This window comes from Salinigranum halophilum, from assembly GCF_007004735.1.
Lineage (GTDB): Archaea > Halobacteriota > Halobacteria > Halobacteriales > Haloferacaceae > Salinigranum > Salinigranum halophilum.
The window spans coordinates 78,072-103,565 of record NZ_SSNL01000005.1; the positions used below are offsets into that span (position 1 = coordinate 78,072).

Annotated in this window: 29 protein-coding genes and 1 tRNA gene; 15 read left to right on the forward strand and 15 right to left on the reverse strand. The window is 66.4% G+C overall.

The window, feature by feature from the left end; genetic code table 11:
- Positions 1 to 2 precede the first annotated feature (2 nt).
- Together E6N53_RS12565 and E6N53_RS12570 are read left to right on the forward strand one after the other, a co-directional pair.
- Complete coding sequence (locus E6N53_RS12565) at positions 3 to 365, forward strand: hypothetical protein (RefSeq protein WP_201740302.1); 363 nt, start codon at positions 3 to 5, stop codon at positions 363 to 365.
- Between the two features lie 86 nt (positions 366 to 451).
- A complete protein-coding gene (locus tag E6N53_RS12570) occupies positions 452 to 871 on the forward strand; it encodes a DUF8081 domain-containing protein (RefSeq protein ID WP_142859782.1) in 420 nt (139 codons plus the stop codon).
- On the opposite strand, the gene E6N53_RS12575 is transcribed toward E6N53_RS12570, so the two are convergent.
- Complete coding sequence (locus E6N53_RS12575; protein WP_142859784.1) at positions 863 to 1,228, reverse strand: hypothetical protein; 366 nt, start codon at positions 1,226 to 1,228, stop codon at positions 863 to 865. The genes E6N53_RS12570 and E6N53_RS12575 overlap by 9 nt on opposite strands.
- Here E6N53_RS12575 and E6N53_RS12580 point away from each other — a divergent pair.
- The gene (locus tag E6N53_RS12580) at positions 1,218 to 1,574 is read left to right on the forward strand and encodes a hypothetical protein (protein WP_142859787.1); all 357 of its coding nucleotides are present in this window, start codon (positions 1,218 to 1,220) and stop codon (positions 1,572 to 1,574) included. The two genes, E6N53_RS12575 and E6N53_RS12580, sit on opposite strands and share 11 nt — an antisense overlap.
- Before the next feature lie 463 nt (positions 1,575 to 2,037).
- Here E6N53_RS12580 and E6N53_RS12585 read toward each other — a convergent pair.
- Positions 2,038 to 2,122: transfer RNA gene (locus E6N53_RS12585), tRNA-Ser, on the reverse strand.
- A 90-nt stretch (positions 2,123 to 2,212) separates the two neighbouring features.
- Positions 2,213 to 2,380 carry a hypothetical protein gene (locus E6N53_RS20755; protein ID WP_161596560.1) on the reverse strand — a complete coding sequence of 56 codons (168 nt, stop codon included), beginning with the start codon at positions 2,378 to 2,380 and terminating at the stop codon, positions 2,213 to 2,215.
- A 210-nt stretch (positions 2,381 to 2,590) separates the two neighbouring features.
- Here E6N53_RS20755 and E6N53_RS12590 point away from each other — a divergent pair, with 210 nt between their 5' ends.
- Positions 2,591 to 3,931 (forward strand): ferritin-like domain-containing protein, encoded by a 1,341-nt coding sequence (locus E6N53_RS12590; RefSeq protein ID WP_142859789.1) that lies wholly within the window; start codon positions 2,591 to 2,593, stop codon positions 3,929 to 3,931.
- Between the two features lie 431 nt (positions 3,932 to 4,362).
- On the opposite strand, the gene E6N53_RS12595 is transcribed toward E6N53_RS12590, so the two are convergent.
- Together E6N53_RS12595 and E6N53_RS12600 are read right to left on the reverse strand one after the other, a co-directional pair.
- The gene (locus E6N53_RS12595; RefSeq protein WP_142859792.1) at positions 4,363 to 5,031 is read right to left on the reverse strand and encodes a histidine phosphatase family protein; all 669 of its coding nucleotides are present in this window, start codon (positions 5,029 to 5,031) and stop codon (positions 4,363 to 4,365) included.
- 55 nt (positions 5,032 to 5,086) lie between these two features.
- Positions 5,087 to 6,046 carry a GHMP family kinase ATP-binding protein gene (locus E6N53_RS12600; protein WP_142860425.1) on the reverse strand — a complete coding sequence of 320 codons (960 nt, stop codon included), beginning with the start codon at positions 6,044 to 6,046 and terminating at the stop codon, positions 5,087 to 5,089.
- 221 nt (positions 6,047 to 6,267) lie between these two features.
- On the opposite strand from E6N53_RS12600, the gene E6N53_RS20760 reads away from it, so the two are divergent.
- The 3 genes from E6N53_RS20760 (at position 6,268) to E6N53_RS12610 (ending at position 7,442) form a co-directional block, all read left to right on the forward strand.
- Positions 6,268 to 6,441 carry a hypothetical protein gene (locus tag E6N53_RS20760; protein WP_161596561.1) on the forward strand — a complete coding sequence of 58 codons (174 nt, stop codon included), beginning with the start codon at positions 6,268 to 6,270 and terminating at the stop codon, positions 6,439 to 6,441.
- 16 nt (positions 6,442 to 6,457) lie between these two features.
- Positions 6,458 to 6,991 carry a cob(I)yrinic acid a,c-diamide adenosyltransferase gene (locus tag E6N53_RS12605; RefSeq protein ID WP_142859794.1) on the forward strand — a complete coding sequence of 178 codons (534 nt, stop codon included), beginning with the start codon at positions 6,458 to 6,460 and terminating at the stop codon, positions 6,989 to 6,991.
- Between the two features lie 70 nt (positions 6,992 to 7,061).
- Positions 7,062 to 7,442 (forward strand): hypothetical protein, encoded by a 381-nt coding sequence (locus tag E6N53_RS12610; protein ID WP_142859796.1) that lies wholly within the window; start codon positions 7,062 to 7,064, stop codon positions 7,440 to 7,442.
- 69 nt (positions 7,443 to 7,511) lie between these two features.
- Here the strand turns inward: E6N53_RS12610 and E6N53_RS12615 are convergent, their stop codons facing one another.
- Genes E6N53_RS12615 through E6N53_RS12625 form a run of 3 tightly spaced genes read right to left on the reverse strand, consistent with a single transcriptional unit; the run spans position 7,512 to position 10,229 of the window.
- Complete coding sequence (locus tag E6N53_RS12615) at positions 7,512 to 7,910, reverse strand: diol dehydratase small subunit (protein ID WP_136592153.1); 399 nt, start codon at positions 7,908 to 7,910, stop codon at positions 7,512 to 7,514.
- A 2-nt stretch (positions 7,911 to 7,912) separates the two neighbouring features.
- Entirely contained in the window at positions 7,913 to 8,485 is a 573-nt protein-coding gene (locus E6N53_RS12620; RefSeq protein WP_136592154.1) for a propanediol/glycerol family dehydratase medium subunit, read from the reverse strand.
- 1 nt (position 8,486) lies between these two features.
- Complete coding sequence (locus E6N53_RS12625; RefSeq protein WP_142859798.1) at positions 8,487 to 10,229, reverse strand: propanediol/glycerol family dehydratase large subunit; 1,743 nt, start codon at positions 10,227 to 10,229, stop codon at positions 8,487 to 8,489.
- A gap of 183 nt (positions 10,230 to 10,412) precedes the next feature.
- Between E6N53_RS12625 and E6N53_RS12630 the strand changes: the two genes are divergently transcribed.
- Positions 10,413 to 12,317, forward strand: a complete 1,905-nt coding sequence (locus tag E6N53_RS12630; protein WP_142859800.1) for a diol dehydratase reactivase subunit alpha — start codon at positions 10,413 to 10,415, stop codon at positions 12,315 to 12,317.
- Positions 12,318 to 12,414: 97 nt separating this feature from the next.
- A complete protein-coding gene (locus E6N53_RS12635) occupies positions 12,415 to 12,789 on the forward strand; it encodes a glycerol dehydratase reactivase beta/small subunit family protein (RefSeq protein ID WP_142859802.1) in 375 nt (124 codons plus the stop codon).
- 73 nt (positions 12,790 to 12,862) lie between these two features.
- Here the strand turns inward: E6N53_RS12635 and E6N53_RS12640 are convergent, their stop codons facing one another.
- Positions 12,863 to 13,273 carry a GlcG/HbpS family heme-binding protein gene (locus tag E6N53_RS12640; protein ID WP_136592158.1) on the reverse strand — a complete coding sequence of 137 codons (411 nt, stop codon included), beginning with the start codon at positions 13,271 to 13,273 and terminating at the stop codon, positions 12,863 to 12,865.
- Between the two features lie 224 nt (positions 13,274 to 13,497).
- Here E6N53_RS12640 and E6N53_RS12645 point away from each other — a divergent pair, with 224 nt between their 5' ends.
- From E6N53_RS12645 to E6N53_RS12660, 4 genes are all read left to right on the forward strand, one after another.
- Positions 13,498 to 13,917 (forward strand): hypothetical protein, encoded by a 420-nt coding sequence (locus E6N53_RS12645; RefSeq protein WP_142859804.1) that lies wholly within the window; start codon positions 13,498 to 13,500, stop codon positions 13,915 to 13,917.
- Positions 13,918 to 14,359: 442 nt separating this feature from the next.
- A complete protein-coding gene (locus tag E6N53_RS12650; RefSeq protein WP_201741147.1) occupies positions 14,360 to 17,041 on the forward strand; it encodes an alkaline phosphatase PhoX in 2,682 nt (893 codons plus the stop codon).
- 92 nt (positions 17,042 to 17,133) lie between these two features.
- Positions 17,134 to 17,835 (forward strand): cell surface protein, encoded by a 702-nt coding sequence (locus E6N53_RS12655; RefSeq protein WP_142859806.1) that lies wholly within the window; start codon positions 17,134 to 17,136, stop codon positions 17,833 to 17,835.
- A 191-nt stretch (positions 17,836 to 18,026) separates the two neighbouring features.
- A complete protein-coding gene (locus E6N53_RS12660) occupies positions 18,027 to 18,887 on the forward strand; it encodes a hypothetical protein (protein WP_236642351.1) in 861 nt (286 codons plus the stop codon).
- Between the two features lie 18 nt (positions 18,888 to 18,905).
- Here the strand turns inward: E6N53_RS12660 and E6N53_RS12665 are convergent, their stop codons facing one another.
- Positions 18,906 to 19,154, reverse strand: coding sequence for a hypothetical protein (locus E6N53_RS12665; protein ID WP_142859808.1), 249 nt, complete (start codon positions 19,152 to 19,154; stop codon positions 18,906 to 18,908).
- A gap of 169 nt (positions 19,155 to 19,323) precedes the next feature.
- On the opposite strand from E6N53_RS12665, the gene E6N53_RS12670 reads away from it, so the two are divergent.
- Both E6N53_RS12670 and E6N53_RS12675 read left to right on the forward strand, forming a co-directional pair.
- Positions 19,324 to 19,569 carry a DUF7120 family protein gene (locus E6N53_RS12670; RefSeq protein WP_136592162.1) on the forward strand — a complete coding sequence of 82 codons (246 nt, stop codon included), beginning with the start codon at positions 19,324 to 19,326 and terminating at the stop codon, positions 19,567 to 19,569.
- A 117-nt stretch (positions 19,570 to 19,686) separates the two neighbouring features.
- Positions 19,687 to 20,319 (forward strand): class I SAM-dependent methyltransferase, encoded by a 633-nt coding sequence (locus tag E6N53_RS12675; protein ID WP_394344756.1) that lies wholly within the window; start codon positions 19,687 to 19,689, stop codon positions 20,317 to 20,319.
- Positions 20,320 to 20,451: 132 nt separating this feature from the next.
- Here the strand turns inward: E6N53_RS12675 and E6N53_RS21260 are convergent, their stop codons facing one another.
- Genes E6N53_RS21260 through E6N53_RS12695 form a run of 5 tightly spaced genes read right to left on the reverse strand, consistent with a single transcriptional unit; the run spans position 20,452 to position 25,230 of the window.
- Entirely contained in the window at positions 20,452 to 21,183 is a 732-nt protein-coding gene (locus E6N53_RS21260; RefSeq protein ID WP_236642352.1) for an ABC transporter ATP-binding protein, read from the reverse strand.
- Positions 21,180 to 21,920: an ABC transporter ATP-binding protein gene (locus tag E6N53_RS21265; protein WP_236642353.1), complete on the reverse strand. Its 741-nt coding sequence runs from the start codon at positions 21,918 to 21,920 to the stop codon at positions 21,180 to 21,182. The genes E6N53_RS21260 and E6N53_RS21265 overlap by 4 nt, the downstream gene beginning before the upstream one ends.
- Positions 21,917 to 22,951 carry a branched-chain amino acid ABC transporter permease gene (locus E6N53_RS12685; protein WP_142859812.1) on the reverse strand — a complete coding sequence of 345 codons (1,035 nt, stop codon included), beginning with the start codon at positions 22,949 to 22,951 and terminating at the stop codon, positions 21,917 to 21,919. The genes E6N53_RS21265 and E6N53_RS12685 overlap by 4 nt, the downstream gene beginning before the upstream one ends.
- Complete coding sequence (locus E6N53_RS12690; protein WP_136592164.1) at positions 22,948 to 23,841, reverse strand: branched-chain amino acid ABC transporter permease; 894 nt, start codon at positions 23,839 to 23,841, stop codon at positions 22,948 to 22,950. Before E6N53_RS12690 ends, E6N53_RS12685 begins: the two co-directional genes overlap by 4 nt.
- Before the next feature lie 6 nt (positions 23,842 to 23,847).
- Entirely contained in the window at positions 23,848 to 25,230 is a 1,383-nt protein-coding gene (locus tag E6N53_RS12695; protein ID WP_201740304.1) for an amino acid ABC transporter substrate-binding protein, read from the reverse strand.
- Positions 25,231 to 25,494: the final 264 nt, after the last annotated feature.

A 25,494-nucleotide genomic window follows, 5' to 3' on the forward strand; every position in this document is an offset into this window, starting at 1 on the left:
ACGTGTCATCGAACCACTCCACGCCGTTCCTCTCTGCGGCGGCCATCATCGCGTTGCTCGGTTGCGCCCTCGTCGTGGCGACACCACTCGTCGCCGGCGCGAACCGGGCGTTCGTCGGGAGCATCGTCACGAGCGGTCTCCTAGGTGTCGTGTTCGCCGGACAGAACCTCCGCCTCTACCGAGCGCAGTCGACCCCGTCGGTGCCAGCCGCGACCCTGACGGTCGTCTTCGGAGGCTGGTTCATGCTCGCGCCGCTGCTGTACGACGTCGGCTTCCTCGCGACGGCCGGGACCCAGTTCGGCGGCCTGCTGGTCGCAGCGTTCGGGCTGTACATGCTCGTCTCGGCGGTCGCTCCGCCGCGCTGAGTCCTGCCTAGCACGAAGCAGACACCACCCGGGATGGCGGCTACCGAAGCGACGTATAAAAGTCGGCGGCCGCCGTACGCTCACGTGTGTCGGAGTATCTCGTCGAGGTGAAACACTCGGCACGGAAGTCGAACGCCGCCGTCGGGAGCGTCGTCTGCCAGCACGGCGTCTCCCACCGGTTCGCCTCGCGAGACGAGGCCGAAGCGTGGGCGGCCGACCTCGCCGCCGCCGACGCACACGTCTGGATTCGCGCCGCGAACCCGGACGACCGCTCCGACGTCGACGCGTACCTCGTCGGCTGGCTTCATCGACCCGCCACGCCGCTCGAAAGGACCTCCAGCGACGACGGCAGCGACGCTGCAGGGCGGGCTGACGAGGTCGAGCAGGCGTGGCTCGCCGACTACGCGCGCACCGCGGTCGCGTCGAACGAGGAGGAAGCGGAGGAGACGACGTCGACGACCCGGCGCGGAGGCGAGCGGATCACGGACTGGCTCGCCTCACAGTGAGCCGCCACAGCCCGGGCACTCGTCGGGATACCGCTGTCCGTCGACGACGGCGAGGCCGTACTCGGCGTTCGTGGGGGCTTCGCGATAGACTCTGTCACCGCAGGAATCGCAGGTTTTCATGTGAATTGGAACGTCGACTCGCTCGACGCGGACCCGCCTCATCAGCGTTTCGTCGCTGGAACGAGCGGACCGCCCGGCGGACCCGCGGAGGCCGGTGCGAGCGGCGTCGAGGTGTGGCGAATCCCCTCCCAGAGTATCAAATCGGATTTTCAGGGGCGAGGCTTTATTATCACCCTTGTGAGAAGCCTTCTCGAACTCCCCGACGAGGTTCGATTCACCCCTAGCTATGCACTGCATCCGATGCCAGTCCGAGACGAGGTACAATCGCGCGGTCGTCACGCTGGACGACGAGACGGTCCGCGGCGGATTCTGTGCGGAGTGTGAGCGGACGGTCTTCGGCCGAGCGCTCATCGAGCGGCCGTTCGCTCATCTCGACGGCTGCATCGAGTGCCCGAACGCCGGTGTCGCCGCGATTCCGGAACACGAACTGGAGATATCCATCGAGACCGACAACGAGTACGTGACCGAGGGCTACGTCGTCGACGAGGAGACGCCCGTCTTCTGCCGCGAACACCTCCCGGCGCAGTTCGCTCGGCTCACGACCGGTGACGGACGCACGACTGTCGTCGTCGACCACGTCTAAGTGGGGCGGTCGCGTGTCGCACCGCGAAAGGTCACCGCTCGGAGAACGTTCCGCGTAACGGGGGTGAGGGCGACGAGCCACGCGGGGCGGACAACAGCACGAACGGGACGTCACACCCGCGAGCGCGCTCTTCGTAGCACGCCTCACACTCGAGCAACCCGTCCCGCCGAGCGGTCGGCCGGGAGACCGTTCGGGGTGAGGAAGGACAGTGCCGACACCGCGGGGTCGTATGGAAGACGGGCGAGTCGGCGACGGGGGGAACGTAGACGGAGCGCGGGCGCGGTGACATGGGTTCGGCGTTCGAACGACCAGAGTCGGAAGGCGGTGATATACGCTCGCCTCCGAGCATCAGCACTGAGATTTTCTGACAGCGACGTCCGAGTTCGGACGACTGTCCGGTTGTTCGAGACTGGTCCGGGGCCGAACGCCACAGCACGCACTCGTCGGGTGGTGGTGGGAGAAGCGCCGAGGGTGAGATTTGAACTCACGTGTCCGAATGGACAGTAGATTTCGAATCTACCGCCTTGGCCAGGCTAGGCTACCTCGGCTCACTCTCTACTGAACGGCGGGGTAAGTAATGGGTTTCGGTTTCCGGAAGTGACACACAGCGGTCCATTTCACCGCATCGCCGGGCCGAGTCAGGAGTCGACGACGAGGTAGGTGCGTGCGCCGCGTCGCTCCAGCGAGCATTCGACGGCGTCGAGCGCCTGCAGACGGATGTAGTCGTCGACGCTGTCGGCCGGGAGTTCGGTAATCTCGATGCGGCGGCGCGTTCGGAGCTCACGGGTGTCGTTCGAGGCGAGCATAGAGGATACGAGGGGCCAAACCGGCTTGTAGCTCTGCCTAGTGTGGTGAAAGTGAAAGTGCGCGACGGCGAACGGGCGACCGCGTGGCGGGGGACCAGCGGGGGTATCGGGGCCGGAATTGGGTGAGAACCGCGTCACAACGGGGACACAATCCCGTCGTAGTTCGGAGTATCTTCATCCGTGTTTTCGTTCGAGCACAGGTCGCCGACGATGAAGTCACCCAAGACCGCGTCCGACCGCGACGACTCGACGCCGACCAGTTCCTCCCGCCGCGCCTTCCTCGGCTCGGCCGCGACGCTCAGTGCACTCGCCCTCGCAGGCTGTATGGGCTCGGACGGCTCCGGGGCCGCGACCGACACGCCGACCTCGACGTCGACGCCGATGCCCACCGAGGAGCCCACGACCGAGACCGAGATGGAGACCGAGACCGAGACGATGCCGGCCGTCGACCCCGACGTGCCTGTCCTGAACTACGCGCTCACACTCGAACACCTCGAGAACGCCTTCTACCGCGACGGCCTCGCCGGGTTCGCCGACGACGAACTGATGAACGCGAGCGTGCTCTCGGGCTTCGGCGAACAGGTCCGGATGGACGTCCCGGCGTATCTGGCGGTCGTCGGCGAGCACGAGGCCGCCCACGTCGAGGCGCTCTCGGCCACCGTCGAGCAACTGGGCGGGACGCCGGTCGAAGAGGCCGAGTACGACTTCGGCTACGAGACCCCCTCGGAGTTCCTCGCGGTGGCGCAGGCGCTGGAGAACACCGGCGTCGCCGCCTACGCCGGTGCCGCACCCGCCGTCCACAGCACCGAGGTGCTCTCGGCCGCCGCGGGAATCCACAGCGTCGAGGCCCGTCACGCCGGCTTCCTCAACCTCGTCAACGGCGACAGCCCCTTCCCGAACGCGGTCGACGAGGCCAGTTCGATGCAGGAAGTGCTCGAGGTCGCCGGGCAGTTCGTCACCAGCGACACGAGCGGGCTGTCAGCGGAACCCGAGACGACCACGAAGCCCATCGCCCGCAAGCAGGAGGACGACGTGAGCGACCTCGACGTTCTGAACTACGCACTCACGCTCGAGCACCTCGAGAACGCCTTCTACCGCGACGGCCTCGCCGAGTTCGCCGCCGACGAACTCGTGAGCGCCGACGTGCTGTCGGTGTTCGGCGAGGAGGTTCGCGCGAACGTGCCCGACCACCTCGCGACCGTCGGCGAGCACGAGGCCGCTCACGTGACCGCGCTGACCGACGTCGTGGAGCAACTGGGCGGGACGCCGGTCGAAGAGGCCGAGTACGACTTCGGCTACGAGACCCCCTCGGAGTTCTTCGGCGTGGCGCAGGCGCTGGAGAACACCGGCGTCGCCGCCTACGCCGGCGCGGCCCCGACGGTGACGAACGACGACATCTTCGCCGCCGCCATCGGAATCCACAGCGTCGAGGCGCGCCACGCTGGCTTCCTCAACGAACTCAACGTGTCGTCGCCGTTCCCCGACGGGGTCGACGAGGCGATGACGATGGCCGAGGTGAGAGGAGTCGCCAGCCAATTCATCGTCGGCTGAGATGCGCTGTTGGTCGTTCCCCGTGCGGGCGTTCGCGCCGTCAGTGCCCGATGGTCGGGGTGACGTGTCGCCGTCGAACACCGCCGCGAGAGCGTGGCCGGCTGTGAGCCTCTGGAGGTGGTCGTGTGGCGCGCCCTGCTCGCACTCCACGCCCTCGAGACCGTCGCGCTCGTCCCGCTGGCGGACGTGACGCTCGACTGAGAGGGCGTCGTCGTCGCCCCTCGAACAACCATTCCTCCGACATAACAGCTATTGGTGTCAACTGAGTATACACTAGTGGAGGGATCATGTCACACGCTCCCTCCCATTCCCTCGACGGCGGACGGCGGGGTTCTCGTCGGACCTGAAGACGACGTCGAGCGCACGTGCTGTCGCTCGACGACGGAGTCGTGCGCAATCGTTCGACGAGTCGGGTGTCCGGGACGACCCACTCACTCGGGAGCGTCGGCCCCGTCCTCCCCGTCGTCGAAGTCGGCGTCCGAGTCCGCCGCCGTCTCGAGGTGCGACGTGTCCGCCAGGATGTCGACGTCCCAGCCCCAGGGGTACGAGGCGAGCCGCGTGATGCCGGCGACGGGCGTGTCCACCTCCTCTCGTCCCGTGAAGGCGGCCACGACGCTGGCGACGGTGAGGCCGTGACCGACGAAGAGGCTCGTCTCGGGGCCGTCGGCGAGGAGTCGCCGGACCGCTCGTACCGTGCGGCTGGCCGCCTCCTCGTCGGTCTCGGGGTAGTTCGGCCGGAGGACCGACGAGTGGGTCGGGTCGACGGTGTCGAACCGGTCGGCGAGTGTCCGCGGCGTCAACACCGACGGGGCGACGTCGAACCAGTCGGCGTTGAGGTGTTCGGAGAGCCCGTGGTCGACGAACACGGGACGGTCGAGGGTGCGGGCGACGAGATGGGCAGTCTCGGTGGCGCGGACGAACGGCGAAGCGTAGACGGCCTCGATATCCTGCCCCTGGAGGCGCTCGCCGAGGCGCTCGGCCTGCCACCGTCCGTGGTCGGTCAGCGGAGGGTCGTGCGGCCGCTCGGCCTCTGCCGCCCAGTTGGGGTCCACCTCGTCCCGGCGCTCTCCGTGCCGGACGAGCCACAGGACGCGACTCATGGAGGTACTGAGGAGAGAGCCGTGTATGTATGTTGTGTCACCGACGAGAACGGCCTCAGAAGAGGTGGTCGTCGACGCGTTCGGCCGGGCCGCCGACGCGCCAGACGTGTGAGTCCAGTCCGAGCGCCTCGACCGCCTCGGCGACACGCTCGGCGTGGGGCGCTGTCGTGTTCAGATACGCCGTCGCACCGGTGTCCGACGAGAAGTAGACGGGGAGTCCCTCGTCACGGAGGCGGCGGGCGAGGTCGTACAGCCGCACCGTCTCGGGACGCCAGTACAGCCACCCGTCGGGACCGGTCATCGTCGTCGCGAGGAGACTCAGCGAGTCGCGTTCGGCGAGCGCGAAGGTCCGCGCGAAGTCGCCGCTGCGAATCGCATCCCGTGCCTCGGCGAGCGTCTCGTGGACGGCCGCGAGGCGGGCGTCGAAGAACGGCGAAGCGGGTGTCTCCGCGTGCGCACGCGAGGTCCGTTTGTACGCGGGGACCATCCCGACGACCATCCGCACCTCCTCAGTGAAGGGCGCGTCGAGCCGCTCGCCCACACACTCGTGGGCCGGCAGGCGCGCGCGGAGCTGTGCGTACCCGCCGGGGACGCTCCGGGCCGCAGAGGTCGCCCCCTGCCGCGCGAGGGCCGACAGCTCCCGCCGCGAGAGCGACAGGCCGGCCGCCGCGGTGGCCGCGACGGCGAGCGCTGCGTACGCCGACGCCGACGCGCCCAACCCGACGTTCGAGGCGAACGTGTTCACCGACTCGACCCGTGCGCCCGACGTGAGCCCGGCGCGGTCACGGACCGCGTCGAGGACGGTCGTGACGCGGTCGAACCCCTCGTCGTCGACGGGGTCGCCGTCGACCAGGCACGTGTCGGCGTCGTCGCCGAACGCGACGGTGGTGCGCGTCTCCGAGGGAGCGGTACAGACCGAGATGGAGTCGTGGTACGGGACGTTTCGCGCGGGGTCTCGGAGCCCGTGGTACTTGACGAGCCCCTGGATGGGGTGGGCGCGGCCAGTCGCTTTCATCGGGGGGGTGGCTGTCATGGGGTGTCCGGCGGCGTCTCCGCCCGCACGCGGCGGCGCCGCGGTACGCTGCGAGGTGTGCGTCATCAGTGACTCAGGACGGATAACTGTACGCGTCGAACGGTGCGCCACGCGCCGTGGTTCCGTACGCACCCCTGGCGGGACGCCGCGTATCCGTGTCAACGCTCCACATATTTAATATCCGTCCGGGCCGTTGTCGCGACATGACACAGCACCACACGGCGTACGTCGAGACGCTGGTCCACGTGAACTGTGGGAACTGCGACGGCTACTGGGGACTGAGCGACATCGACGTGGACGAGATTACGGCGGAGACGTGGTACTGTACCCACTGCGGCCACGAGGCAGCGCTCGGCGAACTGGTCCGAAGCGACTGATAACTCACACGAACCCATGAAGATATACACCAAGCGCGGCGACGAGGGACAGACCGACCTGCGAGACATGTCGCGGATCTCCAAGGCGAGCCCACGCATCGAGGCGTACGGCAACGTCGACGAGGTGAACAGCCTCATCGGGCGGGTCCGCCCGACCGGGTACGACGACGTCGACGAGTGGCTCCGGGAGATCCAGAACCACCTCCACATCGTCCAGGCGGATTTCGCCAACCCCGACCCCGACGAGGACGACCCAGTCATCCGGTCGGAGCACACGGCACAGCTGGAGACGTGGATCGACGCCGTCGAAGAGGAACTCGAACCGCTGACGGCGTTCATCCTTCCCGGCGGGGGCGACTCCGGGGCGCGACTCCATCACGCCAGAGCCGTGTGTCGGCGCGCCGAGCGCCGTGCCATCGTCCTCATGCAGGACGAGCCCATCAACGACGAGGCGGTGGCGTATCTGAATCGGCTCTCCGACCTCCTGTTCGTGCTCGCCCGGCTCGTGAACGCCCGCGACGGTGTGCCCGAGGAGAACCCGACGTACTGAGGCGAGCGACGGCTGCCCGTCGACCCCGCGGGGAACAACAGCTATGTGTCGAGTTCTCGTACCACACAGTATGACTGCGAAGGACGCCCGTGACGACACCGGCGTCGGTGGCGACGACGGAGCCGGAGACGCTGCCGACGACAATCACAACCCCGACCGTGGGCGCGAGCACATCGAAGTGCTCAAAGAGACCATCGACCGCAACCGAGACGACGACTGGGAGCGCTACCGCGAGCGGTATCGCTTCACCGTCGTCGACGACGGACGGGTGCGGGTCTCGGCCGTCGACCGGGAGCCGACGCCCGGCCGCGCGATGGAGACCGCGGTCGACCACGTCGTCAGTGTCGAGGGCGGGGCCGCCGTCGACTGCAACTGCTTCGCCGCGCGACGCCGGTTCGACCGACAGTCGTGCCGACACATGCGCGCGGTCGACGCCCACCCGTTTCTCTAGTGGGCGTCGAGCGCCGGCGGACGAAGAGACACGTCAGAGCGGAGTGAAAAAAGCGCGCGCCACCGCGTCTTAGAACAGGTCGCGTTCCTCGTACACCTCGGCCGCTTCGCGCACGTGCGCCGCGTTGATTTCGGCGTCGTACTCCGATTCGAGTTCGTCGGCGATGGCGTGGAGTTCCTCCTTCTCGGCCCCGCTGGGGCGGAGCGCGTTGTAGATCTCGAGGATGCGGTCGTCGGGGACGGCCGTCAGTTCGGCGGCGCGGCGGAAGTTGCGCGCGAGCTGCGGTCGGCCGGCGTCCTCGGCGATCTTCGCTTGCTTCTCGAGCGTCTCCGGCGCGATGACCAGTTCCGAGCCGTCGACCTCGCCGTCGACGATCTTCTCGAGCGTGATGTCCGAGAGCTTGGTCCCGGCGGGCGTTTCGACGTCGTCGGGGTTGTCCGCGAGTGGGTAGTGAATGTCGTCTGCCATGGTTATTCGAAGGCCACCTCCATCTCCATCGGGGGCTTGTCCTCGTCTTTCAACTGCATCTCCTTGATGTGCCAGAGCGCCGCGAGCGCCTGGTACTTCGGGCGCGTCATCGGGTCGTTGGCGACCGGCACGGGTTCGGGCGTCTCGCCCTTGGCGTACAGCGCCGCGTTCTTGCCGATGGCCCGGAACGTCTCGAGGTCGATGAGCGGTGCCTGCGGGAACAGCTCCAGATTACTGAGCGGGACGAGGTCCTCCTGGTGGATGAGCGTCGTCCCGCGGGTCTGGATACCGATCGAGATACCGGAGCCGCTGAGTTTCGCACCCCGGAGGCCGATGACCCCGAGGTCGAGGCTGTCGGAGAAGCGGACGACCCGAGCGCTGAGCCCTTCTTCTTCGATACCGGCCATCATCTCGCGGAGCGCCCCGGCGAGTTTGACCCCCGAGAGCGTCTCGTCTTTCATCTCGCCGAACCCAACGCTGATCGCGATGACGACTTCGTCGGTGTCGGTTCCCTCCTCGGCCTCGCCGGCCTCCGTGAGGACCAGTTTCCGTTCGTGCTGCTGTGCCTGTGCCATCTCAGATGTCCTCCGGGTCGACCGCGAACCGAACCGATTTCTTCTCCTCCCAGGCCTCGCCTTCGAGCCGGTGACCCGTGCCGGGACCCTGGTACTCGTTGGGGTCGTTGACGGCGCTCACGACGTCGAACTCGCCGTCACCGACGAAGATGCCGGACGTCTGGATGTAGTCGCCGGCGACGCGACCCTTGAGCATGCCGAGCATGTTCTCGGCGATGTCCTCGAAGCCGTTCGCGGCGAGAATCTTCACCACGTCCGCGCCGGTGACACCTTCTTCCATCAGTTCCTCGGCGGCTTTGATGTCCTCGGACACGCTGCGGTCGGGCATGTCCTTGCTGCCGTCGGCGTAGATGGCGGCTTCGACCTCCTCGTCGGAGATGGGTGGGAAGCCGAGTTCCTCGAAGACGGTCTGAAGCGCCTTGACGGCCCGTTCGCGGTACTCGAGGACCGTCTCTTCGTCGACCGGTTTCGTGCCGCCTTCGACCTGCAGGTCCCGCTGGAGGATGTTGTACTCGTCGAAGTCGTAGGAGTCGAACGTCGACCCCGCGAACATGTTGTCGTAGTTCGGGACGGCGCTGTACCCCGAGAAGATGAAGTCGGTGCCGGCGAGGAACTGCGGCATCATTCGGGCGGTCCGACGCTTCTCGGAGTGGGTGAACGTCTGGTCGTTCCCGGAGGCGACTTCCAGGTCGGCCATCATCGTGATGAGGTTCTCGGCCGCGACCTCTTTCACCCCGGCGGGGACCGAAGTGGGGATGGCGATACAGCTGATGCCGCCGTTCTGGAGCCCCTGGACGCCACAGCCCTTGGTGACGAGGATGCAGCGCGTCTCCAGATAGAGCATCGACTTGCCCTCGGCCTGGCCCATGTTGAGCTCGGAACCGGCCCCGGAGGTGTAGCGCATCTTCAGCCCCCGTGACGCGTAGCCCGAGGCGAGGAACGCCTTCGACCACGGCGTGTCGTCGCCGTCTTTGAACACGTCCTCGGTCCCGTACACCGATACGGTCTCGGCGTAGCTCGTCATCCCGCGCATGCCGAGTTCGAGTTCGGTCGCCTCCTCGACGGCACACTGCGGCAGTGTTCCGCCACGTCCGGTCTGGGCACCGATCTGCAGGGCGAGCGCGTTCAGCGGTGCCATCCGGGCGACCCCGACCGTCGTCTCGACCTCGTAGAAGCCCCGGAGCGTGGCCTCCGCCGCGTCGGCGGCGATCTGCGCCGCGTTGTCTTTGAGGCTCGTGACGTGCGCCTGGTTCCCCGGCGTCTGCCGGGTCCGCATCTTCTTCATCGCCATGATGATCTCGGCCATGTCGAGGTGGTTGATGACCTCGACGAGTTTCGCCGGCGTCATCGCGGTCGAGAGTTCGACGACCTCCGAGCGCGGCACGTTGATGTCGACGAGCTTGCGGGCGAACTCCAGGGAGTCGGTCGCGACCGCCTCTTCGGCCTTGTCGACGTTGATGGCGTAGTCGGCGATGAACCGGTCGATGAAGTCGAACTCCTCGCGGGTCTTCCCGTCCATCTCGACGATCTGCCCGTCCTCGACCGTCACACTCGGGTCGGGGTCGTTCGGGCTCTCCATGGCCACGAACCCGACCTCCGGCCACTCGTTGACGAAGCCGTCCTGGGTGACGGCCCGTTCGTCGAGCGCCTCGAATCGCTTCGAGCGTCTGGGTGTGGTCTCTTCGACCTCACCCGAGCCGTCGGTGCGTGGTGTGTTGTCTGCTGACGTGTCGTCCTCTGACATTACGCATGGGTTCAGGGGACGAACCATGTTATATCTTCACGGATAATTGTTGGGAATAAAGCAAGGAACCAATAGTTAGTGCAAGATAGCTTGTATTCATGTGAAATAATCACACGGGTTCGGTCAGCCAGGTTACATTCCGGCCTGGGAAAGCTATTTTTCACCCCCATCACATGACATCACATGGCGTACACCGCGGGTGTGGATATCGGCAACTCGAGCACTGAGGTCGCGCTCTTGCAGACCTCGGCGGACGGGACACACGAGTTCGTCGCCAGTGCCCTGTACCGGACGACGGGATTGAAAGGCACGAAGAAGAACGTCCCCGGGGTCGTGAACGCGATCTCGCGGGCGGCGGACAGTGCAGGAATCGACGTCGCCGAGATCGACCGCGTCCTGCTCAACGAGGCGGCACCGGTCATCGGTGACGTCGCGATGGAGACCATCACGGAGACGGTCATCACGGAGTCGACGATGATCGGTCACGACCCGTCGACGCCGGGCGGCGTGGGGTTGGGTCAGGGGACGTCCGTCGAGATCACGGCCGACCGCGCCGACCACGACCCCGACGAGCCGGTGGTGGTCCTGGTGCCCGAGACGGTCGACTTCGCGGTCGCCGCGGGTCTCGTCAACGACTGGGTCGACGAGGGGTACGACGTCGCCGGGGCCATCGTCCAGCGCGACGACGCGGTGTTGATTCACAACCGCATCGACGTGGAGATTCCCATCGTCGACGAGGTGTCCGAACTGGACAAGATCCCCCGCGGCCAGCCGACGGCCGTGGAGGTCGCCCCGCAGGCGACGGGGAAGTCCATCGACGAGCTCTCGAACCCCTACGGCATCGCGACGGTGTTCGACCTCTCGCCGGAGGAGACACAGAAGATCATCCCCGTCGCGCGAGCGCTCGTGGGGAACAAGTCCGCCGTGGTCATCAAGACCCCGAGCGGCGACGTCGAAGAGCGGACCATCCCGGCCGGGAAGCTCCAGATCATCAACGAACGCGGCTCGACGGCCGAGGTCCCCGTCGACGAGGGCGCGGACGTCATCATGGAGACCGTGATGGACAACTGGCCGGTCGCGGACGTCCAGGGCGAGAGCGGCTCGAACATCGGCGGGATGTTGAACCGCGCGCGGGCCAGCATGGCCGAGGTGACCGGTCAGGCCGTCGACAGCATCGAGATTCGCGACATCGTGGCCGTGGACACGCTCATCCCACAGGAGGTCGAAGGCTCCGTCGCCGGCGAGTTCAGCATGGAGAGCGCCGTCGCACTGGCGGCGATGGTCAAGACCCAGCAGTTGCCCATGCAGCAGATCGCCGACGGCATCGAGTCCGAACTCGACACCGAAGTCATCATCCAGGGGGTCGAGGCCAACATGGCCGTTCTCGGCTCGCTCACGACGCCGGGGACGGACGTCCCCGTCGCCATCCTCGACATGGGCGGGGGCTCGACCGACGCGGCGTACATGAACACGGACAAGGAGATCGACTCTATCCACCTCTCGGGTGCCGGCGACATGGTCACGATGCTCATCGACTCCGAACTGGGACTCGACGACAGGGACCTGGCCGAGGCGGTCAAGAAGTTCCCGTCCGCGAAGGTCCAGACGCTCTTCAGCATCCGCGAAGAGGACGGGACCGTCGACTTCCTCGACGACCCGGTCGACCCGAGCCTCTTCGGGCGGACCGTCCTCCTCGAAGACGACGGCGGGATGCGGCCGGTTCCGGTCAGCAAGTCCCCGGAGGAGATCCGGCGGATCCGCCGCCGGGCAAAGCGCCGGGTGTTCGTCAAGAACGCCGAGCGGGCGCTCAACCTCATCACGCCGACCGAGAGCATCCGGCAGATCCCCTTCGTCGTGATGGTCGGACGCTCGTCGCTCGACTTCGAGATTCCCGAGATGATCTCCGACGCGCTCGCCGAGTACGGTATCGTCTGCGGTCGCGCGAACGTCCGCGGCGAGATGGGGCCCCGGAACGCCGTCGCGACCGGGCTGGTCCTCTCACACATCGGTGGCGGGTCGTACCTGGACTTCGAGTTACCCGCAGAGCTGTCGACGTCGCTCGAGCGGACGCCGGCGAAGACGAACTGACCCGCGGACCGGACGCCGAGCCGCCGCGCGGGCGGACAGCCGAAGCGACGGCGGCGAACGGCGTCATTTATGTCTGTGACGGTGTAACACGACCCGTATGAGCGAGTGTCGCGGCCCGGTCGACCAGGACGACGACGTGCCCTGCGTTCACGTCCGCTGTCTCGGCGCGCGGGACGCAGAGCCGGAGTGGGTAGCGTACCTCGAACACGGCCTCGAAGAGGAGGGAGTCCCCTGGCTCGTCGAGTTCGACGCGGCCGACGACAGCGTCGCCGCCGCCCACGGGGCGGCGCTCGAGTCGGCACTGAAGATCGGCGTCAGCGTCCACGAGACGCGGATCGTCGTCCACCACAAGCAACTGCCCGACGACGAACCCGTCTTCGACGTCTCGGAGGTGACCGCGAGCGACGCGCGTGACCTCGGGTCGAACGCGGCTCGACTCGCCAAGGGGACACCGCTGAAATCTCTCGACTAATCGTTTTCGAGCCTCGTTCGTCAAAAATTCGAAGTTCGAAGCCTGTGACTCGTCGGGTACGAGGCAGCTCGCCTTACAGCGACTCGAACGCCTCGACGGCGGCCGACGCGACCTGGACGTCCTCCTCGGCGCTCCCGCCCGAGACGCCGACACCACCGACGACCGAGCCGTCTGACTCCAGCGGGATGCCCCCGCCGAAGGTGATGATGCGTCCGTCGTTCGTGTTGCCGAGCCCGTACAGCGACTCGCCGGGCTGTGAGACCTCCCAGACCGTCTCCGTGTCCAGTTTCAGCGAGACGGCGCTGTAGGCCTTGTTCTGCGAGATGGAGACGCTCGCGAGGAGCGCGTCGTCCATCCGGTGGAAGGCGACGAGGTTCGCTCCCTCGTCCATCACGGCGATGCACATCGGGACGTCGATATCGTCGGCTTCCTCTTCGGCGGCGTCGATCAGGGTCTTTGCGACGTCGAGGGTTACGTCTGTCATGGTTGTGAACCAGAAGACCAATCAGTTCATAACCGTTTAAAATTTTGTTTTTTGCGAATCACGAAACCAGCGGCGGGCCGAAGCGCGGTCAGTACCGGTCGAGACCGCCGCCCAGCACTCCGGACGGGTATATATCAGAATTATAAACGTACTACCCCCGTGTCCGTCATCCCCGACGTGAGTCGTCGCGCACGCCACCCGGCGCGATGGCGACTGACGAGACTATGTCGAAGACAGACCAGCGACCCCCCGAGACGGCGTGTGAATCGGTCCACAGGGAGTACATCCTCGACGTGCGAGTCGTCGAAGTGACAGACGACGAACCGCGGTATCGGTTCGAGGCACCGGAACACCGGGGTATCGCGTTCGGCGACCCCGAGATGGCAGAACTGTACGCCGACGTCTACTTTTGCGCCAACGGCTTCGAGGAGGATGGAACCGGCGAATACGGTATCCCGCCAGCGATTATCGGCGCTGGTCGTGCCGTGCTGGCGTCGTACATGCTCGCGCAACCGCACAACGACCTCGAGTGGGTCGCCTCGTTCTTCGGGTTGAAACCACACCGAATCAACAAGTACGCAGAGGTCGTCGCGAACCGTGCCCAGGAGATCCGCGACGGCGCCGAAGAACGAGGCGTCGAGTAACGCGGGCGATGTCGTCTCTCGGTGGGTGACCGAGGAGCAACACGCGTCGATTCGAACAGCCGTTCGGCGCGCGTGGTCCGAGATATATAAAATATATTGTGTTTTGCGGAGAGTGTAGCGTTTTGTATGTGTTCTGAGCGAGCTCGGGCGACACGGCTCTGTGATAGATTTCGATGCGTTCTCTTGCGGAATATTGTCGGAATATCGTCTTCGATACGCAGAGAAGTACAGTTATCAGTCCGCCTCTTGATGGTCTTTTCGAGCGTCTTCCAACGGCTTCGAGAGCACGAGGCCGTTATGTCAGCCGAGAATATTTACGCGTATGTACGACACGATAGAGTGGGTACCGCTTCGCACCACCCTTGTCGGGTAACTCTCGATAGTTGTAATCGAGAGAGATATTATAAAATGCTTTTATTAAACGGTTGTGCCGTCCACGTGCATGGTCGATTTCAGTCGACGTAACCTGATGGCCTCATCGCTGGCTGCGGCGCTCGGCGCGAGCGTGGCGGGAAGCGGTGTTGCGAGTGCGAGCAACAGCGAGATCGAGGAATCCGACACACCGAACGCTCCGAGCGTGAGGGGGAGCATCAAGCGCTTCTCGAACACCGCGTTCGGGGCAGAGGTGACCGGACCGTTCGTCTTCGCCGACGGCACCCTCCTCTACAGCAATCAGCACCCGAGCGAGGAGAACACGGGCGAGTTCTCCGCCCCGGGTGTCGGCTACTTCAGTGGTTTCAACTTCGAGATGGACGGCTCGAACGCCGACTTCTCGGAGCTGTCGATTCCGGAGACCGAAGAACAGCGCCGACGGATTCGCTCCAGCGCGGGCGAGTACACCTACCTCGGAAAGGGCCGTGACTCCATCAACGGTGGTACCGAGCGCCTCGGCGTAACCCAGACGCCCGACGGCACCGACATCACGATGGACAACTTCGCGGGCACCCAGTACGGCGCGGCTGCGACCAACCCTGACTGCAACGAGTTCGTCGCCACGAACGAGGAGGAGACCGAGGGGTACCTCTTCACCAACTGGGAGAACAGCCCGGGATGCGTCAGCAGGATTCCGATCAGCCAGACCGAAGACGGCGAGTGGGAGTCCGACCTCGAGAACGCCATCAACGTCGTCAACACCGACGCGTTCCGCGCCGTCGGTGGAACTCGCATCAACTGTTACGGTGACCTCTCGCCGTGGAATACGATGGTCACCTCCGAAGAGAACTACGCGCACCCACGCGTCTCTCTGACCAACACGGTGGGCGACATCGTCGAAGCCGGTTCCGGCGAGGGCCTCGTCGGCGGCTGTCAGTTCTGGAACCGACCGAACCCCTCGGAGATCCAGGGTGCAGTCAACGACTACGCCGACAACGGCGACCTCGAGAGTAGCTGGTACGTCCAGGGCTACTGGGCGCTGACCGGCGTCGAGTTCCTCGCGTACTACCTCGGCGCGGACCAGGTCGACCAGTCCGGTGACTCGAACACGTTCGCCCCCATCAGCGACGTCTACCCGAACCCCTACCGCTACGGCTACCAGGTGGACATCCGCGACGCCGCGGCGGACGAACCCACACCCATCAAGTACTACGTGATGGGCCGCGCCTCCTGGGAGGCACCGGACTTCCAGAACGACCACAAGACGGTCTACGGCTGCTCCGACGGCGACTCGAAGGGCATCTACAAGTTCGTCGCCGACGAGGAGATTCCCGGCTACGACGACCCGATGGACGTCGAGGGCACGCTGTACGCCCCGAAGATCACCAACGACTCGGCGAACGTCGCCGAGTCCGGCACCCGTGCCTCCCCGGCCGATGTCAAGCTCGAGATCGAGTGGATCCCGCTCGGCCACGCCTCCAACGCGGAGTGTGAGGAGTGGATCGCCCAGTACGACGACGTCACCCAGATGGACTACCTCGAGACCCACACGGCCGACGACACCGACGTCGTGGGGGACCTCAACGCGGCACTCAAGCAGGCCGACCTCGAGGTCATCGCGAACGGCAACCAGAACTACATCACGAACGAGGAGATTCTCGAGTGGGCCGACCAGTACGAGGAGAACGGCCCCGACGGCGTCGACGACGAACTCCGCAAGGTGCCCTTCCTCGAGACCCGCGCGGCCGCCAAGGAGATCGGCGCCTCCATCGAGTTCAACAAGGCCGAGGGCGTCGACAGCGTCTCCGACGCCGGTCCCGGCGACTACGTCTACTTCGGCATCTCCGAGTTCAACGACGACCTCGCCGACGAGACGGGCGACGTCCGGATGGACCGCGTCGACGGCGGCGTGATCTACCGCGGCGAACTCGACGCGAACTACAACGTCTCGACGCTCGAGGCGGCCATCGTCGGCCCGGACTTCACCGACGGGCCGGAGGTCGCAAACGACGCGGTGCGCAACATCGACAACGTCTACGTGATGGACGACGGTCGCGTCCTCTGCTGTGAGGACGGCTTCGACGAGTCGCGGCGCTCGTACCCCAACGACTGTCTCTACGTCTACCAGCCCAACGTTCAGGTCGACGTCAGCTCCGTCGCGGTCGGGCAGGGCGAGACGGTCGAGGCGGACGTCATGGCGAAGCACGTCCCGGAGGGACTCGCCGGCGGTACGTTCGAGGTAGAAGTCGCAGACGAGAGCGTCGTCGAAATCGTGAGCGCGAGCTACCCCGACGCGGTCGGCCTGTCGAAGCAGCCGACCATCGAGGACGGCAAGACGGCGACGTTCAAGTTCGCCGATACGAACAAGCTGATGCAGCAGGAGGGCACCGAGTTCAAGCTCGCCACCATCACCCTCACCGGCATGGGCGCAGGTGCCACGGACATCGACACCAGCGCGTCGTTCGACGACGACGACGGCAACGCCATCGACGTCGAACCCCGTTCCGGCATTGCCCTGACCGGTCCCGCAAGCGTCGGCAGCAGCAGTGCCTCGCCGCAGGACCCCGACGGTGATGGCCGCTACGAGGACGTCAACGGCAACGGCCGCGTCGACTACGACGACGTCGTCACGCTGTTCAACAACCTCGAGAACAGCAACGTGAAGTCCAACGCTCGCGCGTTCGACTTCAACGGCAACGAACAACTCGACTACGCCGACCTCGTCGTGCTGTACGAGGAGATCGACGCCTGAGACGACTGCGACTGCGTCGAGCGAACTGACACGGCGGTCTCCGCCGCCGCCCCCGCTCGTTCGGCACACCATCCCCCCACACCACCCAACACATGCCACGAGAGACAGACCGGTTCCGAACCGCCATCGTCGGCGTCGTCCTCCTCGCACTCTGCGCTTCGGCGCTGACCGGAGCGGCGACCGCCCAGACAGACAGCCCGACCATCCGCGTCGAGAGCGCGACCGTCCAGCCGGGTGAGACCGCGACCGTCGACGTCGTCCTGACGTCGGCACCGAACGGGCTCGCCGGCTACGCCGTCGACCTCTCGGTCGGAAACAGTAACGCGCTCATCCAGGGGGCGAGCTACCCCGACGCGTTCGGGCTCACCTCGGAACCCACCCTCTCAGAGGACGGCTCACGGCTCACCCTCGAGGCCGCAGACCTCAACGAGCAGGTCCAGCCCGGCGCAACGGACGTCGTGCTCGCGACGGTCGAGGTGTCCAGCGGCATGGCCGGCGACATCACGCTCTCGGTCGAACCGCTCCAGTTCGACGCCGACGGCGGGTCCGCGGTCGACCCCGTGAGCGAATCGGGAACCGTCACCGTCACCGCGGGTGAGGACGCCGACTCGACCGGGACGACCGACGCCGATTCGGCCGACTCGGACGCCGCGGCGGCCGCGTCGAACGACGGCGACGCCTCAGAAGCCGCGACCGAGACGACGTCGACCGAGTTCGCCTTCCCCGCTGGCGGAATCGCGCTGACGGCGCTCGCGCTGACACTCGTCGCCGCGTTCGCGGCGCGTCGTCGGTAGGCGCGCTCGACACCTCCCTTCTCGCGGGGCTCCCGTTCTCACACACTTCTTTCACGTTCCGCACGGCTGCGACGACCGGGAGCCGTCACCCACCGTTCAATCCGAATCGGACCCGTCCGTCGCACCGACCCGCCGCCGCGACGGAGGACGTCCGACACCCACAGGCGAAACGACTTCCGGGTGGCCGGCGAGTGACGACACACGAGATGAAGGCGTTCCCTTCGGACCCGTCCCCGGCCGATGCCCAGCCGGCGCTGTTCGAGCGCGGGCACCTCTGGGTCCACGAACTGGTCGACGGCGCACCCCTTCGGGTGCAGGCGCAAGGCGGCGGACGACTCCGCTTCGGCGACGCCGTCCGCGTCTTCGGCGACGGAGACGACGTCCCGCCGGCGTACGAACACGCCGTCCGGCACGTCCGCGAGTCGTTCGACCGCGGGGCGCTCGCGGCCGCCGTCGACGACGTCGCGTCGGTCGTCTTCTTCACCCGCGCGATGCACCGCTGTGGCGTCGACTACGACTGGGACGAGACCCCGAACGTGCTGGGCGTCGACGTCTGGTCGGAGACGAGCGAGCGATATCTCCAGCCCGACCGCGTCGAGAAGATCTACACGCGACTCGGGCTCGAACCACTCAACACGGTGCGCGCGGAGGTGCGTGCGGCCGACTTCGACCCCTCGTCGTACGCGTTCCCCGACTCCGCGTGGTACGACGGACCGTGTGCGGGGGTGTTGCTTCGGAACAAGACCGGGCTCCGCTGTGCGCTCGAGAACCCGGCCGTGGACCGAGGAGAGCGTCGCGCCGCGTCGGACACCGACGCCGAGGCGTTCGCCCGCGACCAGGCGACGACCGCGCGATTCGACGCCGCCGCACGGCAGCTTCGAGCGGCAGGCCAGCCAGTGACGTTCGACACGCTGTACGAGCGCGTGCTGGAGCGCGTGGCGCGCGCAGAGCACGACCGCCTCTTCGAGGGCGACGTCGACGTCCGGGCGTTCCGGTCGGCCGTCGCCGAGCGGACGGGCGCGTACCTCGGCGAGCGCGACGAGGGGCGCTGAGCGGGCCGCCGCCGGCGACTAGACGGCCGTCTCACCGAGCGAGATATGGCCGGCTTCGAGCGCCTCCAGCAGGCGCTCGTCGAGCGGGCGGTCGTCCCAGTCGTCGCCGCGCTCGGACTCGGGCACGCGGTCGAGCAGCGAGACAAGCGAGGCGTGGACGTGTCGCCCGTGTCGTCCGCAGGCGGGACAGGTCAGGACGATGAATCGCACCCCGTAGGAGCGCTCCGTCGTCTCGTGGCAGACCGAACAGACGTACGTGTCGGACACACCCCCGCTTCGGGGGCGGAGGGACTCAACGGTTCCGTCCGCGCGGTGCCCACAGCACAGTCCGGCGCGGAGGTGCGCGCTCAGCCTCCCTCGCCCGTGCTCCGTCCGCCACTCGAGACGGTCAGGTGAGAGCGCACATTTATCACCTGTGCATCTCTGAGTATCGACCATGTCGAAAGTCGAACTCTCGCTGCCCGACCGAATCGACAGTGACATTCGCCGACTCGTCGAACAGGGCGAGTTCGTCAATCGCGACCAGGCCGTCGAGGAACTCCTCTCGATGGGGATGTCCGCGTACAACACCACGAACACGGACGACACCCAGGGGCCGGAGGACACCCTCTTCTCGCAGGCCGTCGAGGACCAGCAGGACCCCGCCGCGCGCACCGACACGGGCGACGACTACTCCTTCTGAGTCGGGGCTCCGTCTGCGTCGAGCCGTCGAGCGCAGCCGTCGGCACCGACGCCCACTGCTCGCGCGCCCGACCCGGGCGCTCGACCCCACGCGTAGAAGGTCCCGGCCGACGGACTCATGCCTCAGTGCTCCCTCCGTTCGGTTGTGCAGCCCGTCCTCTCCGAGACGGAACGACAGCGGTTCGACGAGCGACCCGACACGACGTTCTACGACAGCCCCCGATTCGTCACGCACGCCGACGACGCGTTCCTCGCACGGCTGACCGACTGCTACGCGGAGGTACTCACTCCCGGCGACCGCGTCCTCGACGCGATGAGCAGCTGGGTGTCGCACCTGCCCGACGAGTCGTACGAGGTGGTCGGGCACGGCCTCAACCGCGAGGAACTCGCCGCGAACGACCGCCTCGACGAGTGGGTCGTCCAGGACCTCAACCGCGACCAGACCCTCCCGTTCGCCGAGGGCCAGTTCGACGCCGTCCTGTGTGCGCTCTCCGTTCAGTACCTGCAGTACCCCGGGCGCGTGTTCGCCGAGTTCCGCCGGGTGCTCGAGGACGGTGGCGTCCTGGTCGTGAGCTTCTCGAACCGGCTGTTCCCGACGAAGGCCGTCCGGGCGTGGCGTACCGCGTCGATGGCGGGACGCGTCGACCTGCTCCACCGGGCGCTCGACGCCGCGGGCGGCTTCGAAACGCGTGACGTGCGCCGAGAGCCGGGGACGGACCCGTTCTACGCGGTCGTCGCACACGCGACCTGACGGGCCACCCGTTCGTTCGAACGGAGACGGGGAGCGAGTCGAGGGTCCGCCACGCTCGGTCACGACCGGACTGCGTCCGTGTGGTCGACTCGGCGGAGGGGAGAGAGAACCGCCGCAAGGGTACCCCGTGGCCTACAGTCCGAGGTAGAGGTTCATCAGTTCGTCCTCGTCGGCGAGGTCGGTCGGCTCGCCGTGGAACTGCACCTCGCCCTCGGCGAAGATGTAGACGTAGTCGGTGATGCGGAGCGCTGCGGAGACGTTCTGCTCGACGAGGACGACGCGGGCACCCCTGTCGACGAGCGTCGTGACGAGGTCGAACGCGTCGTCGACTAGTTGGGGCGCGAGGCCCGCCGACGGTTCGTCGAGCAGGTAGGTGTCCGCCCCGGACATCATCGCCCGACCCAGACTGACCATCATCTGCTGACCGCCCGAGAGGTTCCGCGCCTTGTCCCCCATCTTGTCTTCGAGCACGGGAAACGCGTCGAGGACCTCCTCGACGCGCCGCTCGACCGTCTCGCCGTCGCCGACCGTGAAGGCACCGACGCGGAGGTTCTCCTCGACCGAGAGGCTGTCGAAGACGCCACCACCCTGCGGGAGCGTCGCGATGCCGTTCGTGACAGTCTCTTCGGGCGGCCTACCGGTCAGGTCGACGTCGCCGTACCGGACACGTCCCGACCAGACCGGGACGACCCCGTTCACCGCCTTCAAGAACGTGGACTTGCCGGAGCCGTTCGGCCCGAAGATGGAGGTGACCCCCTCGCGGTTCTCGAAGGAGATGCCGTGGAGGACCTCCTGGTCGTCGTAGCCGGTGACGACGTCCTCCGCGACCAGCGTCGACGGGCCGGCGTTGGCGTCGGGACTCATATCGGGAGTCCCTCGTCGTCCGCGGTGGTTCCGAGGTACGCCTGGCGAACCTGTTTGTCCTGTCTGACCTCGTCGAACGTCCCCTCGGCGATGAGCGCGCCCTGGTCGAACACCGAGACGGTGTCGACGATCGACCGGATGACGCTCATGTCGTGTTCGACGACGACGAACGAGGTTCCCTCTTCGTTGAGCTCGCGGATGTGGTCCATGATTCGCTCCTGTAACGCCGGGTTGACGCCCGCGGCAGGTTCGTCCAGCATGATCACCTTCGGGTCCAGCATCAGGACCCGCGCCAGTTCGAGCAGTTTCTGCTGACCGCCGCTCATGCCGCTCGCCTGGTTCTCCGCGACGTGGTCGATGTCGAGGAACGCCAGAATCTCGTCGGCTCGGGCCCGTTTGTCGAAGTCGGCTGTCGTCTGGACGGCCAGCATGTTCTGCCGGACGGTCATGTTCTCGAACGGCGAGACGATCTGGAACGTTCGGCCGAGACCCCGACGAGCGATCTTGTGGGGTTTCCACCCCGTGATGTCGGTCCCGTCGAAGGTGACCGACCCGCCGTCGGGCTGGTAGAACCCGGTGACGGTGTTGAAGAACGTCGTCTTGCCGCTCCCGTTCGGGCCGATGATGCCTCTGATCTCGCCGCGTGGTACCGACAGCGAGATGCCGTCGTTCGCCCGGAGCGCCCCGAACGTCTTGGTCAACGCCTCCGTCCGAAGGATGATGTCTGAATCGCTCATAGGAGGTCGAATTTCTCCGCGAGTTCGCGAGCGTTGTTTCGGATGTCGGTGCTGTCGACTTCGCCGCGCAGGAGCCCCACGACGCCGCTCGGCGCGAACAGGACGACGAACATGATGAGGACGCCGATGAGCGGGAGGTAGATGGTCGACTGGCCGAGGAACACCGACGAGAGGCGCTGGAGCAAGAAGACGAGGACCCCGCCGATGACGGGGCCGGCGATGGTTCCCAGCCCGCCCAGAAGCGCCATGATCACCATCTGGTCGGTGATGATCGCCGCCAGCACGTCGTTCGGGTGGATGAACGTGATGAAGTACGCGTGGACGCTGCCGAAGAGCGCCGCGACCGCACACGACAGCACGTACACCTGTCGCTTGACCCGGGTGGTGTCGATACCGAGCGACTCGGCGGCGTCCTCGTCGTCGCGGAGCGCCTTCACGCGGAACCCGAACTTGCTGCGTTCGAAGAGGACGTACGACACGGCGATCGTCGCGAGACACAGTATCAACATGAGGTAGTAGAACAGCGTCGTCGAGAGCTCACCGACCGGGAGACCGAAGCTGGCCGCGGTGGTCGGCAGGCTGAGTCCGAACGTGCCGCCGGTGATGTCGAGGTTGAGCGCCAACTGCTTGAACGCCTCCGCGAGCGCCCAGGTGGCGATGGCGAAGTACGCCCCGGTCAGTCGGAGCGTCGGGACGGCGACGAGGTACGCGATGACGGCGGCCGCGGCGGCCGCGACCACGAAGCCCGCGAGAAACGGGAGTTCGAACGAGACCATCACGGCGCCGGTGGCGAACGCACCGATGCCGAAGTACGCCCCGTGTCCGAAGTCGAGGTAGCCGGCGTAGCCGCCGATCATGTTCCACGACTGTGCGAGTCCGATCCACATGAGCGCGCCCAGTCCGATGCGGGTCCAGAACGCGTCGAGGGCCATCGGGAGTGCGACCAGCACGACGACCCCGACGAGTGCGACGAGCCAGACCGGGACTGACCCGAACCGCGTCGAGAGGACGTCGGTCGTCCGCTCGCTCATGATGCCCACTCTCCCTTCCCGAGGATGCCGGCCGGAGAGACGAGGAGCACGGCGTAGATGAGCGCGAACAGCACGAGCAGGACGACCTGGCTACTCGCGTACACCGCCGTCAGCGACTGAGCCAGGCCCAACACGATTCCACTGAGAATCACGCCGGGGAGGTAGCCCATCCCGGCGAGAACGACCATGAAGAACGCGAAGGCGGTGTACTGCAGCCCCATGCCGGGGTTGGCCGTGAACACCATCCCGATGAACACGCCGGCAGCCGCCGTCAACGCGGCGTAACTCCCGTAGGCGATGGACTGGTACCGGTTGATCTTGATGCCCATCAGGCGAGCGTTCGTGCGGTCCTCGGCGATGGCACGGATCGCCATCCCGCCTTTGGTGTTGTAGAGGTAGTACATGAACACCACGAGGGCGACGACGCCGAAGACGGCAGTCGCGGCGCGAACGTACGGGAAGATGCCCACGCCCGGAACCGTGAGGCTCCCCTGGAGCAGCGACGACGGAACGTCGCGGTTGTTCGGGCCCAGGAGCGTGAGGACGGAGCCCCGGAAGAACGTCGCCAGTCCGAAGGTGAACACGAGCCCCATCAGCAACGGCTGCGGCCGGTCACCTGTCGTGACGTGGTGGATGAGCGGCTGGACGAGGAAGCCAACGACGAAGAACGCGACGAGGACCAGGGGGATGACGAAGACACCCTCGGAGCCGAGCATGGGGGCGACGAGCCCACCGATGATGGCACCGAGCATCACGTACTCGCCGACGGCGAAGTCGACGACCTCGAGCACGCCGAACGCCAGCGAGAAGCCGACGCCGACGGTGACGTAGATGCCGCCGAGCAGCAGGCCGTTGACGACCGTCTGAATCAGCAGTCCCGTCTCGACCATCGCTCGTTACCGCTCACTCCAGCTCGGAATCGGGTACGTCGCCTCGTCGACTGCCTCGCCTTCCGGTCCGACGATCTTCGGAGAGCCGTCGTCGGCGAGTTGGATGAGGAGCGAGGTCGTGTTGACGTTGTTGTGGTAGTACTCGCCCTCGGTCTCGAACTGCACGTCGCCGTAGAACGTGTTGACCTCGATGTCCTCGAGGATAGAGATGAGTTCGTCCTTGTCGTCCTGCGAGAGCGGCGGCGCGGAGCCGAGCTGTTTGAACGCCTCCTGAAAGACGATACCCGCGGCGGTCGACCCGGCCTGCGTGTAGTCCGGCGCGCTGCCGTAGGCGGCCTGTGCGGCGTCGGCGTAGGCGCTCGGCGAGTCGAACAGTGCGCCGCCGGAGCGGTCGGCGCTCGGGAGCCAGACGGTCGCACCGAACGTGTGGGCCGCACCCGCACCCGCGCCGTCTTTGTAGCTCCCCGTGTTGACGCCGTAGTGCATCATGAAGCCGTTCGGCGAGTAGTCGAACTGCTCGGCGGCGTTCATGAGGTTGACGTGGCTCCCGATGTGTCCGCCGTGGAGGTGGAGGTCCGGCTCGGCGCTCTTCGCCTGGGAGACGACGTTCGCGTAGTCGGCCCCGCGCGGGAAGAGCTGGAAGTCGAGGACCTCGACGCCGGCGTTCTCGGCCGCCGTCCGCATCGCCTCCGCCGTGCTCTTCGAGAAGGGTTCGTTCACCCCGGTGATGTAGACCGATTCGGCGTTCGGGTCGAGGTTCAACAGCGCCTCCCCGGTTTCGCTGGCGATGATCGAAACCGTCGGAATCGTCCCGAACGAGTACTCGAACTGCTGTTGCCAGATCTGCGGGGACTCCGCGCTGCCCGTGATGTGCGGCATGGCGTTCTGCTCCATGATCGGACAGACGGCCAGCGTGACGTTGCTGGAGTAGGGGCCGAGCACGGCGTCGACGTTCTCGTTCGAGATCATCCGCGAGGCGGCGTCGGCGCCGGAACTGGGCTTCGACTGGGCGTCGGCGTAGACGATTTCGACGTCGTACGACTCCCCACCGACCTCGATACCGCCGTTCTGGTTGACGGTGTCTGCCCAGAGGTCGTACCCGCGCTTGGTGACGCCACCGCCGAAGCGGAGGTCGCCGGACAGCGACGTGACCGCACCCAGTTTGAACCGGTCACGGCCGCCGTCGGCGCTTCCAGTCGAACCGCCGGTTCCGCTCTCACTGGTGGACCCCCCGTCCGAACCGCCAGCGCCACCGGAGCCGCCGTCACCACCGGAGCCGCTGCCAGAGCCGCCACTGCCGGAACAGCCCGCGAGTCCGACCGCGATCGCACCTGCTCCCGCCCGTTTCAGGAACCGCCGACGCGACTTGTTCTTGTGGTGGTCTGTCATACCATGAAAATGGTATATAGTCCCCCACTTAATGGTTTGGTATATAATGTCGTAGAGGTGTAGTACGGTATAAATCTTCGAAATAATAACTATCATCTTAAAAAATCGTAGATTCGTCCCGACGTGGGACGTGCTGGCGAGTCACGGCGCAGTTGTGTGTCTCCGTCGTCGAGGGTTACGAGAGACGCGCTGGCCGAGTCCGAAGAACGCGAGAGCGGGTCCGTGACCGGCCGGGCGCGCCCCCGTGCGCTCGCTCGACGCGGA